The 14719-nt window shown below is 63.3% G+C and carries 13 protein-coding genes and 1 tRNA gene; 8 read left to right on the top strand and 6 right to left on the bottom strand.

What is annotated here, in order from left to right:
• Positions 1-52: 52 nt before the first annotated feature.
• From ISM_RS18445 to ISM_RS16660, 4 genes are all read left to right on the top strand, one after another.
• Positions 53-205 carry a hypothetical protein gene (locus ISM_RS18445; protein ID WP_009815376.1) on the top strand — a complete coding sequence of 51 codons (153 nt, stop codon included), beginning with the start codon at positions 53-55 and terminating at the stop codon, positions 203-205.
• 93 nt (positions 206-298) lie between these two features.
• Complete coding sequence (locus ISM_RS16670) at positions 299-643, top strand: hypothetical protein (protein ID WP_009815375.1); 345 nt, start codon at positions 299-301, stop codon at positions 641-643.
• A gap of 409 nt (positions 644-1052) precedes the next feature.
• On the top strand, positions 1053-1259 hold the full coding sequence (locus ISM_RS16665) for a hypothetical protein (RefSeq protein ID WP_009815374.1): 207 nt from the start codon (positions 1053-1055) through the stop codon (positions 1257-1259).
• A 135-nt stretch (positions 1260-1394) separates the two neighbouring features.
• On the top strand, positions 1395-3440 hold the full coding sequence (locus ISM_RS16660) for an acetyl-CoA carboxylase biotin carboxylase subunit (protein ID WP_009815373.1): 2046 nt from the start codon (positions 1395-1397) through the stop codon (positions 3438-3440).
• Between the two features lie 55 nt (positions 3441-3495).
• Here ISM_RS16660 and ISM_RS16655 read toward each other — a convergent pair whose 3' ends face one another.
• Positions 3496-3960, bottom strand: coding sequence for a DUF4174 domain-containing protein (locus ISM_RS16655; RefSeq protein WP_009815372.1), 465 nt, complete (start codon positions 3958-3960; stop codon positions 3496-3498).
• Between the two features lie 172 nt (positions 3961-4132).
• On the opposite strand from ISM_RS16655, the gene ISM_RS16650 reads away from it, so the two are divergent.
• The 3 genes from ISM_RS16650 to ISM_RS16640 all read left to right on the top strand — a co-directional run bounded on the left by ISM_RS16650 (position 4133) and on the right by ISM_RS16640 (position 7877).
• Entirely contained in the window at positions 4133-5068 is a 936-nt protein-coding gene (locus ISM_RS16650; RefSeq protein ID WP_009815370.1) for a hypothetical protein, read from the top strand.
• On the top strand, positions 5040-7169 hold the full coding sequence (scpA, locus tag ISM_RS16645) for a methylmalonyl-CoA mutase (RefSeq protein WP_009815369.1): 2130 nt from the start codon (positions 5040-5042) through the stop codon (positions 7167-7169). The genes ISM_RS16650 and scpA overlap by 29 nt, the downstream gene beginning before the upstream one ends.
• Before the next feature lie 99 nt (positions 7170-7268).
• Positions 7269-7877, top strand: a complete 609-nt coding sequence (locus ISM_RS16640; RefSeq protein WP_009815368.1) for a DNA-3-methyladenine glycosylase I — start codon at positions 7269-7271, stop codon at positions 7875-7877.
• Positions 7878-7881: 4 nt separating this feature from the next.
• Here the strand turns inward: ISM_RS16640 and ISM_RS16635 are convergent, their stop codons facing one another.
• The 5 genes from ISM_RS16635 to ISM_RS16615 form a co-directional block, all read right to left on the bottom strand.
• Positions 7882-9525, bottom strand: coding sequence for a CTP synthase (locus ISM_RS16635; RefSeq protein ID WP_009815367.1), 1644 nt, complete (start codon positions 9523-9525; stop codon positions 7882-7884).
• A 162-nt stretch (positions 9526-9687) separates the two neighbouring features.
• The gene (gene secG, locus ISM_RS16630; RefSeq protein WP_009815366.1) at positions 9688-10053 is read right to left on the bottom strand and encodes a preprotein translocase subunit SecG; all 366 of its coding nucleotides are present in this window, start codon (positions 10051-10053) and stop codon (positions 9688-9690) included.
• A 262-nt stretch (positions 10054-10315) separates the two neighbouring features.
• Positions 10316-12043: a hypothetical protein gene (locus tag ISM_RS16625; RefSeq protein ID WP_009815365.1), complete on the bottom strand. Its 1728-nt coding sequence runs from the start codon at positions 12041-12043 to the stop codon at positions 10316-10318.
• Between the two features lie 232 nt (positions 12044-12275).
• Positions 12276-12350: transfer RNA gene (locus tag ISM_RS16620), tRNA-Asn, on the bottom strand.
• A gap of 48 nt (positions 12351-12398) precedes the next feature.
• Positions 12399-13352, bottom strand: coding sequence for an MBL fold metallo-hydrolase (locus ISM_RS16615; protein ID WP_009815364.1), 954 nt, complete (start codon positions 13350-13352; stop codon positions 12399-12401).
• 46 nt (positions 13353-13398) lie between these two features.
• On the opposite strand from ISM_RS16615, the gene ISM_RS16610 reads away from it, so the two are divergent.
• Positions 13399-14694: an ATP-binding protein gene (locus ISM_RS16610; RefSeq protein WP_009815363.1), complete on the top strand. Its 1296-nt coding sequence runs from the start codon at positions 13399-13401 to the stop codon at positions 14692-14694.
• Positions 14695-14719 lie beyond the last annotated feature (25 nt).

Below are 14719 nucleotides of genomic sequence, written 5' to 3'. Positions count from 1 at the left end.
AGGTGGGGGCGTTTGCCTCGTTTAACCCTCGAACAAGAAACAGGAGACAAACATGTCGAACAGTATCAAGAGCCTTCTCGCGCTCGGCCTCGTGGCCATGGTTGCAGCTTGTGCCCAGCAAGCTGAAGAAGAATACGTTGTCGTCGAGCCGGAGCCGATTTCGGTCGAGCCCGCGCCCACGACCAAATACGGCGGCAAATACTAAGCACGCTGACCCGATTTCGGGTTTCGCGGGGCGGGCCTTTGGGCCTGTCCCGTTTTTCATGCGCGCCGCCCAGATCGATGCGGAGGCCCAAGCATGATCAAACATCGCGGATTTCCCGGCCGTCTGCCGGGGTCTGATTTCCAGTTCACCCTGCGCCGGGCCAATCCCAAGGGGGCGACGCCTCTGGTGGCGCGGGAGCGGTATCGCGACCGGCGGCCGGCGGACAAGCGCGCCGATGCGGCCTTTGCCGCGGCGCTTTGGGAGCATTTCGGCGATGAGCCCTTTGAGCGCGGCAATCTCGATGCCGGGCGGCTCGCCTGGCTCTTTGGGCGCGAAGTGCTGCCCTATGATGATCCGTTCGATCCCGAGGATTACGAGGCGCGTCTCGTCATCGATGTCGAGGCCATGCGCCGAGCCTTTCCTGAGGCCATGGAATGATCGAAATGACCAGTCCTTTTGTGCAGTTCTGCGAAGGTGAGCGTCAAATCGGCGGGAATCTGCGCTTGTTTCCGCGCATGAAAGACCGGTTTAAGCGGGTTGCAGCCGATCGCGAGAAGCTGGAGAAAACCGGCTTGGCTTGGACGAAAACCGCCCCCAGATTGGGTCTTGTAGTGGCGGGTCTTCCCCAAGGGCCCGAGACATATTGTCTGAACCGTTACCCTTCCCCTTATGGGCGGCGCCGCGTGTTTTGGCGTGCGTCGCCCATTTTTTCCTCTGCTGAGGCGCACAGAGATGGGCAAACTCTTGCCAGTTTGTGCGTACAGAAAGGGGAACTGTTTGACGCTGATGGCGTTTCCACCTGTGATAGAGGGATAACCCCTGAAGGATCGGGAAGAGGTAGCCTATCATGCAGAAGAAGTTTTCATTGGCCGCAGCCTTGGTTGCCGCGCTTGGCCTTGCGGCCTGTGGCGACACATTGGGCGAGCAGGCCCTTATCGGGGCGGGCGCGGGCGTCGGCACCGCGGCGGTGCTGGGCGGCAGCCTTGCAGCCGGGGCAGCCGTCGGTGCGGCGGGCAACGTCGCCTATTGCCACGCCTACCCAAGTAGATGCTGATCACCTGACAGGTGGCGCCGCCTGGCGCCGCGCCTGTCATTGTCATAGAGCCATCGACGGTGCTGCCGTCGGTGGCTTTTTCTTTGCCGACCGCAAGCCCGAAAACGGGCGCGGCAGAACCGAAGGGGACGCAGAATGTTCAAGAAAATCCTGATCGCCAACCGCGGCGAGATCGCCTGTCGCGTGATCAAGACGGCCCGCAAGATGGGCATTCAGACCGTTGCGGTCTATTCGGACGCGGACCGCAATGCGCTGCATGTGCAGATGGCGGATGAGGCGGTGCATATCGGGCCGCCGCCCGCGAACCAATCCTATAACGTGATTGACAAGATCATGGAGGCCATCCGCGCCACCGGCGCCGAGGCGGTGCATCCGGGCTATGGTTTCTTGTCGGAGAACTCGAAATTCGCCGAGGCGCTGGCCGCCGAGGGCGTGGCCTTTGTCGGCCCGCCGGTGGGCGCGATCGAGAGCATGGGCGACAAGATCACCTCGAAGAAGATCGCCCAGGAGGCCGATGTGTCGACCGTGCCGGGCTATATGGGTCTGATCGCGGATGCGGATGAGGCGGTGAAGATCTCGGGCGAGATCGGCTATCCGGTGATGATCAAGGCCTCGGCTGGCGGCGGCGGCAAGGGGATGCGCATCGCGTGGAATGACGAAGAGGCGCGCGAAGGGTTCCAGAGTTCGAAGAACGAGGCTGCCAACAGCTTTGGCGATGACCGGATTTTCATCGAGAAATTCGTCACCCAGCCGCGCCATATCGAAATCCAGGTGCTCTGTGACAGCCATGGCAACGGCATTTACCTGGGCGAGCGGGAATGTTCGATCCAGCGGCGCAACCAGAAGGTCATCGAAGAGGCGCCGAGCCCGTTTCTCGACGAGGCGACGCGGCGCGCGATGGGCGAGCAGGCCGTGGCGCTGGCCCATGCGGTGGGCTATGCCAGCGCCGGGACGGTGGAATTCATCGTCGATGGCGACAAGAATTTCTACTTCCTCGAGATGAACACCCGTCTGCAGGTGGAGCATCCGGTGACGGAACTCATCACCGGGGTCGACCTTGTGGAGCAGATGATCCGGGTCGCGGCAGGCGAAAAGCTCGGCATGAGCCAGGACGATGTGAAACTCACCGGCTGGGCGATGGAGAGCCGTCTCTATGCCGAGGATCCCTATCGCAACTTCCTGCCGTCGATCGGGCGTCTGACGCGCTATGCGCCGCCGCAGGAAGTGGCCGCCGGGCCGCTTCTCGAGACCGGGAAATGGCAGGGCGAGGCGCCGGCGGGCGACTGGGCCGTGCGCAATGACACCGGCGTCTATGATGGCGGCGAGATTTCGATGTATTACGACCCGATGATCGCCAAGCTCTGCACCTGGGGGCCGAACCGGGCGAGCGCCATCGAGGGGATGCGCGTGGCGCTTGACAGTTTCGAGGTCGAGGGGATCGGGCATAACCTGCCGTTCCTCAGCGCGGTGATGGATCACCCGAAATTTGTGTCGGGCGACATGACCACGGCATTCATCGCCGAGGAATATCCCGAAGGCTTCGAGGGTGTGACGCTCGACAGTGAGGCGCTGCGCCGGATTGCGGCGGCCTGTGCCGCGATGCACCGGGTGGCCGAGATCCGCCGCACCCGCGTGTCGGGCCGGATGGACAATCACGAGCGCCATGTCGGTGAGGATTGGGTGGTGAGCCTGCAGGGTGAGGAGTATCCCGTCACCATCAAGGCCGACCGCGAAGGCTCGACCGTGAAGTTCGACGATGGCAGCGAGCTGCGGGTGGCGAGCGACTGGACCCCCGGCGACACGCTGGCGCGGCTCGATGTGGGCGGCGCGCCCTTGGTGCTCAAGGTCGGCAAGATTTCCGGCGGTTTCCGCATTCGCAGCCGCGGTGCCGAGCTCAAGGTGCATGTGCGCAGCCCGCGTCAGGCCGAGCTCGCCCGGCTGATGCCCGAGAAGCTGCCGCCGGACACGTCCAAGCTGCTGCTCTGCCCGATGCCGGGCCTCATCGTCACCGTGGCGGTGGAAGAGGGGCAGGAGGTGCAGGAGGGGCAGGCGCTCTGTACCGTCGAGGCGATGAAGATGGAGAACATCCTGCGCGCCGAGAAAAAGGGCGTGGTGGCCAAGATCAACGCGGGTCCGGGCGACAGTCTCGCCGTGGATGACGTGATCATGGAGTTCGAGTAACCGCAATGACGCGCGGGCAGGATATCAGCGGGGCCGGAGTTGCGGCGGGCGGGGCTCAGCCCTGGCCCGCGGCGCGCCGGTCGCGGATCTCCTGTTCGCGCAGCGGTTGCTTGTCGATGGTGCGCGAGATTTCCCGTACCGACCAGGGCGAGGGTTTGCGCAGGATCACGGTGCCGTCCTTGGAGATCAGCGCGAGCATGAAGCCACGCGGGCGCAGCGCCTCGCGCAGCTCGGAGCCGCTGGCCGGATCGGTGTCGATCAGCACCACCACATCGCGTTCGGCGAGATCGTCGAGCCGGGCCTCGATATATTGCATCTGTTGCAGGAAACGCGGGTCTTCGGCGCTGTCGGCAAAGATGACCAGCGGGCGTTTATGCCAAAGAAAATCATTCAAATTTGCATCAATTGACCCGAGGACGACCGGATCTTCTGGCGTGGTCTGGGCCTCTTGGGCGGCGGCCGGTGCAGCCAATGCCATGGCGAGCAACAGACCGGAAAACTTGGAAAAAACGCGTGTCATTGATCCTCCTGCTGATCCTTATATAAGCACGGATGGACCGATTGCGATATGGCAAAGCGCAGGCTGTGCCGGGCGGGGGCGTCTTCATCATATATCAAAAACTCTGCGCAAGGCTCGGGCATCTTTTCCCGCGTCGCGACAGAGATCGGCGGCGCCATCTGCAAGGGCTGCCATGGATATTCACCTGCATTTGGGGGCGCATCGGGCTGCCTCGACGAGTTTTCAGTTTTACATGCGGTCCAATGCCGAGACGCTGGGCGATGGCGGCGTGGGCTATTGGGGGCCGCCGCGGCTGCGCAAGGGGCTGTTTCACGGGGTGACGCCGGTGGCGTCGGTGATGAGCGCGGCGCAGCAGATCGAGCGCGCCCGGGGCCGGATCGCCCTGCGGTTGGCCAAGCTCGAGGCGCGGGGGCTGCGGGCGCTGGTGGTGAGCGACGAGAATATGCTCGGCAGTGTGCGGCACAATCTGCGGCATCGGCAGCTCTATCCGGCGGCGGGGCAGCGGCTGGCGCGCTATCGTCATGCGATGGGCGGCCGGGTGGATCGGGTGATCCTGTGCATCCGCGCGCCGCAGCATTACTGGGCCTCGGCCTATGCGTTCAGCCTGATGCGGATCGGTCAGGTGCCGGGACGCGCGGAGCTGTCCGAGATTGCCGCCATGCCGCGCAGCTGGCGCGATGTGGTGACCGATCTCGCCTGTGCGCTGCCCGACACCGAGATCATCGTGCTGCCGCATGAGCGGCTGGCGCCTTACCCGGAGGCGCGTCTGGCGGCGCTTCTGGGGCGGGCGGATGTGCCGCGCAAACATGCGCGCGAGGTGCGCAATGCGCGGCCCAGCACGGCGGCGCTGGTGGCGCGGCTGACGGAGTGCGGCCTCGATCCCGGACCCTATGCCAAGATGGCCGAGGGGGCAGGGCTCTTTGACAGGGAGGCCCGGGCCCGGATGGCCGAAACCTATGCGGATGATCTGTACTGGCTGCGCGCGGGCGCGGATGGGCTGGCACGGATCTGTGAGGAAACCACGCCTGAGACAGCGGGGACAAACCCCGACCCGGGCGCGATCAGAAGAGGACAAAGCAATGGGACGCAAGCACGACGCATGGCGTGAAATCGCCGAGAAAGAGCTGCGCGGTCGCGCGGTGGAGGACCTGACCTGGAACACGCTGGAAGGCATCAAGGTCAAGCCGATCTATACCGAGGAGGACCTCGAAGGGCTCGGCCATCTGGGCAGCCTGCCCGGCGAGGGGCCGTTCACCCGTGGCGTCAAGGCGACGATGTATGCGGGCCGTCCCTGGACCATCCGGCAATATGCGGGGTTTTCCACGGCCGAGGAATCCAACGCCTTTTACCGTCGCAACCTGGCGGCCGGGCAGCAGGGCGTGTCGGTGGCCTTTGATCTGGCGACGCACCGGGGCTATGACAGCGACCATCCGCGCGTCGTCGGCGATGTCGGCAAAGCGGGCGTTGCCATCGACAGTGTCGAGGATATGAAGATCCTCTTTGACGAGATCCCGCTCGATCAGGTCAGCGTGTCGATGACGATGAATGGCGCGGTGATCCCGATCCTTGCCAGTTTCATCGTGGCGGGCGAAGAGCAGGGCCATGACAAGAGCCTGCTCGCAGGCACGATCCAGAACGACATTCTCAAGGAGTTCATGGTTCGCAACACCTATATCTACCCGCCCGAGCCGTCGATGCGGATCGTGTCGGACATCATCGGCTATACCTCTGAGCATATGCCGAAATTCAACTCGATCTCGATCTCGGGCTATCACATGCAGGAGGCGGGGGCGAACCTCGTGCAGGAGCTGGCCTTTACGCTGGCCGATGGCAAGGAATATGTGAAAGCGGCGATCGAGGCGGGGCTCGATGTCGACAAGTTCGCCGGGCGGCTCAGCTTTTTCTTTGCGATCGGCATGAATTTCTTCATGGAGGCGGCCAAGCTGCGGGCGGCGCGGCTGCTCTGGCATCGCATCATGACCGAGTTCGGGGCGAAATCGGACCGGTCGAAAATGCTGCGCACCCATTGCCAGACGAGCGGCGTGAGCCTGCAGGAGCAAGACCCCTATAACAACGTGATCCGCACCGCCTATGAGGCGATGAGCGCGGTTCTGGGGGGCACGCAGTCGCTGCATACCAATGCGCTCGACGAGGCGATTGCGCTGCCGACGGATTTCAGCGCGCGGATTGCACGCAACACCCAGCTCGTGCTGCAGGAAGAGACCGGGGTGACCAACGTGGTCGATCCGCTGGCCGGGTCCTATTATGTCGAGAGCCTGACCCATGAGCTCGCCGAGGCGGCGTGGAAGATCATCGAAGAGGTCGATGAGATGGGCGGCATGACCAAGGCGGTGGCCTCGGGTATGCCGAAGCTGCGCATCGAGGAATCGGCGGCGACGCGGCAGGCGATGATCGATCGCGGCGACGAGGTGATCGTCGGCGTCAACAAGTACCGCAAGGACAAGGAAGACCCGATCGACATTCTCGATGTCGACAATATGGCGGTGCGCGACAGTCAGATCGCGCGGCTCGAGACGATCCGGGCGAACCGCGATCAGGCCGCCTGTGATGCGGCGCTGGCCGAGATCACGCGGCGCGCGCGCGAGGGCGGCAATCTGCTCGAGGCGGCGGTTGAGGCCGCGCGGGCCCGGGCCACTGTGGGAGAGATCAGCATGGCGATGGAAGATGAGTTCGGGCGGCACCGGGCCGAGGTCAAGACGCTGGCCGGGGTCTATGGCGCGGCCTATGAGGGCGACGCGGGCTTTGCCGCGATTCAGAAATCGGTCGAGGACTTTGCCGAGGAAGAGGGGCGGCGTCCGCGCATGCTCGTCGTCAAGATGGGGCAGGATGGCCATGACCGGGGCGCCAAGGTGATTGCCACGGCCTTTGCCGATATCGGCTTTGACGTGGATGTCGGGCCGCTGTTCCAGACGCCGGAAGAGGCGGCGCAGGATGCGGTCGACAATGACGTGCATGTGATCGGCATCTCGAGCCAGGCGGCGGGGCATAAGACGCTGGCGCCGAAGCTCATCGAGGCGCTGCGCGAAAATGATGCGGGCGATATTCTGGTGATCTGTGGCGGGGTGATCCCGCAGCAGGATTACGAGTTCCTCAAGAAGGCCGGCGTCAAGGCGATCTTTGGCCCGGGCACCAATATCCCCGAGGCGGCGCAGGATATTCTGCGGCTCATTCGCGAGGCGCGCGGGTAAGAAAGCGGGGCCGGGAGGGGCGCGGCCCCTCTTGGCCTTGCGGCCAATTCACCCCGGGATATTGTGAGCCAGAAGAGGCGCAAACCGGGAGAGAGAGCGATGACGGGATTGGTAGAGGGGCCGGACGGGCGGCCGCGCTGTGGCTGGTGCGCGGCGGCGCCGGAGTTTTTCGACTATCACGACCGCGAATGGGGCTATCCGGTGGTCGATGACCAGCGACTTTTCGAGAAGCTCTGTCTGGAAAGCTTTCAGTCGGGGCTCAGCTGGCGGACGATCCTGTCGAAGCGCGAGAATTTCCGCGCGGCTTTTGCCGGGTTCGATTTTCATCAGGTGGCGCGGTTTGGCGAGGCGGATGTGGCGCGGCTCTTGCAGGATGCGGGGATCATCCGGCATCGCGGCAAGATCGAGGCCACGATCAACAATGCGGCGCGGGCCTGTGAGATGGTCGAAGCGGAGGGATCGCTGGCGGCGTTTTTCTGGCGCTATGAGCCGGGCGAGGAGCCGGCGGTGACCCCGCAGAGCCGGTCGGTATCGCCGGCGTCACAGGCGATTGCCAAGGAATTGAAAAAGCGCGGCTGGAAGTTTCTTGGGCCGACGACGATTTTCGCCTTCATGCAGGCGATGGGGCTGATCAATGATCACGCCGAGGGCTGTGCCATGCGGGAGGTGTCGGAGGCGGCGCGGGCGGGGCTCAAACGCCCCGCCTGAAGCCTTAGACGAGGCGGCTGTTGTCCAGCGCGGCGCGCACGAAATCGGCAAAGAGCGGATGCGGCGCGAAGGGTTTCGATTTCAGCTCGGGGTGGAATTGCACGCCGATGAACCACGGGTGATCGGCCCATTCGACGATTTCCGGCAGCCGCCCGTCGGGGGACATGCCCGAGAAGGTCAGGCCGCATTTTTCGAGCTGTTCGCGATAGGTCGTGTCGACCTCGTAGCGGTGGCGGTGACGTTCGTCGATACCCGTGGTGCCATAGATCTGGGCCACGCGGGAGCCGTCCTTGAGCGTCGCGTCATAGGCGCCGAGACGCATGGTGCCGCCCTTGTCGTCGGAGACCTTGCGCTTGACCTTGCGGTTGCCCTGCACCCATTCCTTGAGGTGGTAGACCACGGGGGTGAAGCGCTTTTCGCCGGCCTCGTGGTCGAATTCCTCGGAGCCCGCGTCTTTGAGCCCGGCCACGTTGCGTGCCGCCTCGATCACCGCCATTTGCATGCCGAGGCAGATGCCGAGATAGGGGATCTTGCGGGTGCGGGCGAATTCGGCGGCGCGGATCTTGCCTTCGGTGCCGCGTTCGCCAAAGCCGCCGGGGACGAGGATCGCGTGGAAGCCTTCGAGATGGGGCGCGGGGTCTTCGCGGTCGAAGATCTCGGCATCGACCCATTCGACATTGACCTTGACCCGGTTCGCCATGCCGCCGTGGGTCAGCGCCTCTTTGATGGATTTATAGGCATCTTCGAGCTGAATATATTTGCCGACGATGGCGATGTTGACCTCGCCATCGGTGTTGTGGATGCGGTCATAGACATCCTGCCAGATGGTCAGATCGGGGCGCGGCGCGGGCGAGATGGCAAAGGCATCGAGCACCGCCTGATCGAGACCTTCGCGGTGATAGGCAAGCGGCGCCTCGTAGATGGATTTGAGGTCATAGGCCGCGACCACCGCCTCTTTGCGGACGTTGCAGAAGAGGGCGATTTTCTCGCGTTCCTTTTCGGGGATCGGCTGTTCGGAGCGGCAGACGAGGATGTCGGGCGCGATGCCGATGGATTGCAATTCCTTGACCGAGTGCTGGGTCGGTTTGGTCTTGAGCTCGCCGCTGGCCGAGAGATAGGGCAGCAGCGTCAGGTGCATGAAGATGCATTGGCCGCGCGGCTGGTCATGGCTGAATTGGCGGATTGCCTCGAAGAAGGGCAGGCCCTCGATGTCGCCGACGGTGCCGCCGATTTCGCAGAGCATGAAATCGACCTCGTCCTCGCCGATCGAGATGAATTCCTTGATCTGGTTGGTGACATGGGGGACGACCTGGATCGTCTTGCCGAGGTAATCGCCGCGCCGTTCCTTTTCGAGCACGTCGGAATAGATGCGGCCCGAGGAGACGGAATCGCTCATCCGGGCGGGGACGCCGGTGAAGCGTTCGTAATGGCCGAGGTCGAGATCGGTTTCGGCGCCATCATCGGTGACGAAGACTTCGCCATGCTCAAAGGGCGACATCGTGCCGGGATCGACATTCAGATAGGGATCGAGCTTGCGCAGGCGCACCGAGAAGCCGCGGGCCTGCAGGAGCGAGCCGAGCGCCGCCGATGCGAGACCTTTGCCAAGGGACGAGACGACCCCACCTGTGATGAAGATAAAACGCGCCATAGGATGGCAGTCCCCCGTGATTTCTGGCCTCTGAGATGGCACGATTCGGTCTCTGAGACCCGCAGCACCACGGGACTCAACTCTTATAGCAATCGAGATAAAGGCGCAAGGTGACCGCAAGATGATGTTGCGGTTCTTTTGCCTTCCTCTAAAGCTTGTGGATTATTCGGCGCTTGGCAGGAGCGGCGTGTCATCGCCTGCCGCCGGGGGCAGGAGCGAGCCGCCGAGGCCGGTGTCGCCTTGGGCGTCGGCCGGGGCCGATTGCGCCGGGGCGTCGGTCAGACGATCGAGCACCGAGCTGCCGGCCGATTTTTCCGCCGCGATCACGGTGAGCGCGATCGAGGTGGCGAAGAGGCCAAAGCCCAGAACCCAGGTCAGCTTGCCCAGCGCGGTGGCCGCAGAACGGCCCGCGACAGCCCCGCCGCCGCCGCCCATACCGAGCCCGCCGCCTTCGGAGCGTTGAAGGAGCACGACGCCGATCAGGGCCAGCGTGACGAGGAGGTGGATGGTAAGGACGACATTTTCCATGGACGGGCCTGTAGGATCCTGTGGTTGCTGCGCGCGTCAACGCGCATGGGCGGCCATCCGGTACGGGACCGGACGCACGCGAGTCATTTCGATTTCAGGTGATTTAGGCAATTCCGCCCGCTGCCGCAACCCGGCAGATGCGCTGTGGGCGTGTCGTGGCCAAAATGGCGCGGCAGGGGTGGGGGGATGGCGGGGTATGTGAAGGGTGCCGCTGCCACGCCGGGAGGGGGCGATGGGGCGGCGGCCTTGCCCCAGCCCCGCATCACCGCAGGACCAAGGGGGTTGCAAACTTGCTCGGATCTCGCGGCGTGTCCAGACCCCGGTTGGGGAACATGGAGCCTTGCAAGAACGCGAGTACATCCAGCAGATCATGTTTGACGAGCAAATCTACCACGGCTTTGTTGACGTCTTTTTCAAACCACCTGACACGGTGATGTTCGAGGGACCAGCGCATCATCCAGCTGCGGAGGTAATCCTGGTCGAGATCCTCCATCTTCGCCATGGCTATGATAGCGGGGTGGGAGAGTTGGATGTGATCCGGTGGGGTCTCGATGATGATTTTCTTTTTCCACAGGCCTTGCATGAACTCGATATCCGCGCCTTGCGCTTGCCAGCCGCGCAAAGTTTCGTCGCTGTAGCGCCGGTTGACGTCGCTGAGCGGGGGAAACAGCGCGATGATCTGATCCAGGATCAGGTCTGGATGGTCCATTTTAAAGTAATACAGCAAAGGCAGGCTGTTCACTTTTCGCTGATGGTCGGCGCGACGGAACGCCATTGCGAGTTCTGTTTCATATTGGCCGACCTCTGCCAGAGACTCGTTCCTATCGAGCCGATAGTAGAACTCCAGCTTGGCAAGTTTGGCGGCAAAGATATCTCTGTTGTGAAAGTTCGATGCGGCGATGGCGAAGAGCTCTGATCTGATCGAGGGGTCTGCCTCCAGGATCTTTCGGGCCCCCTTGCCAAAGCCGAACCCTTGTTTGATCAGCTCGGCAACGAGATCTTTTCGTTCGGGCAGGCGGAGGCCCCGGTCCAGCTGCAGGTCGAATTCCCGCAACAGATCTTTTTCATCGGCAGAGAGCGGCGCGGGGTGCGGGCTCTGATATCTTTGCAGGATCTTCCGCACCGCATCGTCAAGAATGACCGGGTCGTTGACGGTGTCATAGGAGATGTCCGGGTCAAACAGACCGAAGTGGATCAGGTCGCTTTTCAGGGTGCGATCTGGATCGGCAGAGATTTTGAGCCAGCTGTTGCGCCACAGGTGTAGGGAGGCCAGGCCGCGTTCCTCCGGATCCATGTACAAGAAGGCAAAGTGCCATACGCCCTTTGCTTTGGCCTCGAGATTGCGTGCGATCACCTTGCGGTTGCGCTGGTCCACGATCACATAGCCTTCGGGCCGGGACTGAACCTCCCAGATGTCGAGATTGCCGGGCCGGGGCCATTCGCCGCTCACCTCGTAGTCGTTGATCATCACATCAGCAGGACGTTCGTGGTTTTCCTGCGCTCTGAGCCGCCCGTCCCGATCGCGGGCAAACAATGCGGCGGTCTTTGAACTCCAACGCAAGCGGATCCAGTCCAGATCAGGGTTTCTCAGGAGCTGCATGCAGATGTCAGAGCAGGTCAGGTCATGGGCCTCTTTGCCGCTCCATTTGGTCCAGAGCTCTACGGATCTCGGCGGTGTCTTCAGCTCGGCGCTGAGGACGGGCTGTAACCAGGCGGCGTTTGGATCAAGGTGGTTGCGGTAAAGGCCCGGGCCAAAAACCGCTCCGAGGAAGATCACGGCACCAAGCAGCGCCGCGCCGGCCCGTGTTTTTCGGCCGAGCAAAACGGCGGGGATCATGAGGATCATGAGGGCGAAGAGGTTGGCGATCAGGAGCCCGAACAGAAGCACGAGCCCGAATGTCAGATAGGTCAGCCCCATGAGAAGGTCGGGGAGCATCAACACCCCGATCATCGCCCCAAGACAGGCAATCACAATAAAGTAAGCACGCATACCAAGCCTCACTCAAAACCAGAAACAACGCACAGTTTTAATCAAAGGAAAGGGGCCAGAATGTGAAATTCTCTGTCAAGAATGCGGGTCTTGAGAAGGCCTGTTTCGGGCGGTGCTAGCGGCGTGGCAGGCGCAAGGCAAGTCTTTGGAGACACGCCTGTTTTGGGGGCGGGTTGGGTTTGGCTTGAAAACCAAAAAAGCCCTCAAGTCTTTGCGACTTAAGGGCTTTTTTTGGCTCCGGCGGTAGGGATCGAACCTACGACCAATTGATTAACAGTCAACTGCTCTACCGCTGAGCTACGCCGGAACACGAGGGGCGATATAGCAACAGGTTTCGGTGGCGTCCAGAGGGAGTTCACAATTTTTTCGTATCTTTTTCCAGCGCGTTGGAATTGAGGGAAAATTCTGTGTCGGGCGCCAGGGGCGCGGTGCAGGTGACGTGGTTTTTCCCCAAGAGATCAATGAGATGGGAGAGCACATTGCGGCCGGCGGCGGGCAGGAGGGACGCGGGCGTGTCGGTGTAGATGGCGCGGGCGAGGCTCTGGGCGGTGGCGGGGCCTTGGGTGAGGGCGCGCAGGATATCGGTCTCGCGGCCCTCGCGGTGGGTGAGCAGCCAGCTTATGCGGTCTTCGGGGCTCTCAATCGGCGCGCCATGACCGGGGTAGAGGCGTTGCGGGGCAAGCGCGCGGAGGCGGCGGCAGGAGGTCATGAAATCGGTGAGATCGCCATCGGGGGGCGAGACCAGCGAGCTCGCCCAGCCCATCACCAGATCGCCGGAAAAGACCTGACCTTGCCAGTCGAAGCAGAGGTGATTGCCGAAATGCCCGGGCGTCCAGAGCGCGGTGAGCTGCCAGCCCTCGCCCTCGATCACCGCGCCGTCAGAGAGGGTGACGTCGGGGGAGAAATCCCTGTCGACGCCTTCGCCGCCGCCGATGGCGCCGCCAAGGGCCAGCGATTGCATAATGTCGCTGCGCCCGGCCTCGGCATCGCCAAAGGCCAGAACCGGGGCGCCGGTGGCCTCGGACAGCGGTCGCGCGAGGGGCGAGTGATCGAGATGGGCATGGGTCACGAGAATATGGCTGATCCGCTGGCCGGGGGTGAGGGCGGCAAGGATCGCCTCCATATGCACCGCATCCGCCGGGCCGGGATCAATCACCGCGATGTCGCGCGCGCCCAGCAGATAGGTGTTGGTGCCGCGAAAGGTCATCGGCGACGGGTTCGGCGCTAGGATGCGGCGCAGCCCGGGGGCGAGAGGCGTGGCCTCTCCGGGGGCGGGATTGAAATCGGCGGGATCGAAGGCGGAGGTCATGAGAGTTTTTCTTTCGCGTCTGGCGGGCTGCGGATAGATGTAACGCATGTCTTTTCGCTGGCTCAAACGATATATGCCCCGAAGCCTCTCTGGGCGGGCGACGCTGATCCTGCTGCTGCCGGTCATCTCGGTGACTTTGGTGGTCTCTGTGGTGTCGGCGCAGCGGCTTTTTGAAGGGGTCACCGTGCAGATGACCACGGCCACGGCGCGGGAAATCCTGCTGATTCTCAATGACGAAGACCCGGAGGCCGAGGCGGCGGCGCTTGAGATTGCGATGCGCGATCTGCCCCGCGACGACGCGCCGGGGGCGCATCAGCGGCGCTGGTATGATGTGACGGGGCTGTTGGTCATTCGCAACATGGAGCGGCAGGTGCCGGGGCTCTTGGCGGTGGACCTGCCGGATGACAATTGGGTGCGGCTCTATGTGGCGGATGGGCCGGAAGCGGTCGAGCTGCAGTTTGATCGGCGGCGGGTGTCGGCGTCGAATCCGCATCAGCTCATCGTGAATATGGTGGTGACGGGGGCGATCATGACGATCATCGCCTATCTCTATCTGCGCAATCAGCTGCGGCCGATCACCCGATTGGCACGGGCGGCCGAGGCCTTTGGCCGGGGGCGGATCGAGGAATATCGCCCGAGCGGAGCGAATGAGGTGCGGGCGGCGGGGAACGCTTTTCTAGATATGCGGGCGCGGATCGAGCGCCATATCGAGCAGCGGACCTTGATGCTCTCGGGGGTAAGCCATGATCTGCGCACGCCGCTGACGCGGCTGCGGCTCAGCCTGTCGATGCTCGACGATGCCGAGGCGGAGGCGATGCTGCGCGATGTGCGGGATATGGAGCGGCTCTTGAACGAGTTTCTCGAATTTGCCCGGGGCACGGCGGAGGGCGAGATGGGGGCGGTGGACCCGGTCGCGCTGGTCTCGGATATCGTGAAGGAATGTCAGCGGGCCGGTATGGCGGTGGAGCTGGGGGCGGTCGAGGGCGAGGCGCTCGGCGGGGTTTTGCCCTTGCGCGAAGGCGCGGTACGGCGCGCGGTGGAGAACCTCGTCGGCAATGCGGTGCGCTATGGCAACCGGGCCGAGGTGTCGGTGGCGCTGACCGAGCGCAGCCTGCGCATCCGGGTCGAGGATGACGGGCCGGGCATTCCGGCGGCGCTGCGCGAGGAGGCGGTCAAGCCCTTCACCCGGCTCGAGCCTGCGCGCAATCAGAACAAGGGTAGCGGTGTCGGGCTTGGCCTCTCTATCGCGATGGATGTGGCGCGGGCGCATGGCGGCAGTCTGCGGCTGGGGGAGAGTGCGCGTCTTGGGGGGCTGCAGGCCGATATCGTCTTTGCACGCTAGCGAATAAGGCCGGGATGCGGGGTGC

Origin of the sequence: Roseovarius nubinhibens ISM (assembly GCF_000152625.1) — a bacterium.
GTDB classification, from domain to species: Bacteria; Pseudomonadota; Alphaproteobacteria; order Rhodobacterales; family Rhodobacteraceae; genus Roseovarius; species Roseovarius nubinhibens.
This window is presented reverse-complemented; position numbering and strand designations above follow the sequence as displayed.

Coding starts and splice junctions, on each gene's coding strand:
- ISM_RS18445 (WP_009815376.1), top strand. CDS start 53: ATGTCGAACAGTATCAAGAGCCTTCTCGCGCTCGGCCTCGTGGCCATG.
- ISM_RS16670 (WP_009815375.1), top strand. CDS start 299: ATGATCAAACATCGCGGATTTCCCGGCCGTCTGCCGGGGTCTGATTTC.
- ISM_RS16665 (WP_009815374.1), top strand. CDS start 1,053: ATGCAGAAGAAGTTTTCATTGGCCGCAGCCTTGGTTGCCGCGCTTGGC.
- ISM_RS16660 (WP_009815373.1), top strand. CDS start 1,395: ATGTTCAAGAAAATCCTGATCGCCAACCGCGGCGAGATCGCCTGTCGC.
- ISM_RS16655 (WP_009815372.1), bottom strand. CDS start 3,960: ATGACACGCGTTTTTTCCAAGTTTTCCGGTCTGTTGCTCGCCATGGCA.
- ISM_RS16650 (WP_009815370.1), top strand. CDS start 4,133: ATGGATATTCACCTGCATTTGGGGGCGCATCGGGCTGCCTCGACGAGT.
- scpA (WP_009815369.1), top strand. CDS start 5,040: ATGGGACGCAAGCACGACGCATGGCGTGAAATCGCCGAGAAAGAGCTG.
- ISM_RS16640 (WP_009815368.1), top strand. CDS start 7,269: ATGACGGGATTGGTAGAGGGGCCGGACGGGCGGCCGCGCTGTGGCTGG.
- ISM_RS16635 (WP_009815367.1), bottom strand. CDS start 9,525: ATGGCGCGTTTTATCTTCATCACAGGTGGGGTCGTCTCGTCCCTTGGC.
- secG (WP_009815366.1), bottom strand. CDS start 10,053: ATGGAAAATGTCGTCCTTACCATCCACCTCCTCGTCACGCTGGCCCTG.
- ISM_RS16625 (WP_009815365.1), bottom strand. CDS start 12,043: ATGCGTGCTTACTTTATTGTGATTGCCTGTCTTGGGGCGATGATCGGG.
- ISM_RS16615 (WP_009815364.1), bottom strand. CDS start 13,352: ATGACCTCCGCCTTCGATCCCGCCGATTTCAATCCCGCCCCCGGAGAG.
- ISM_RS16610 (WP_009815363.1), top strand. CDS start 13,399: ATGTCTTTTCGCTGGCTCAAACGATATATGCCCCGAAGCCTCTCTGGG.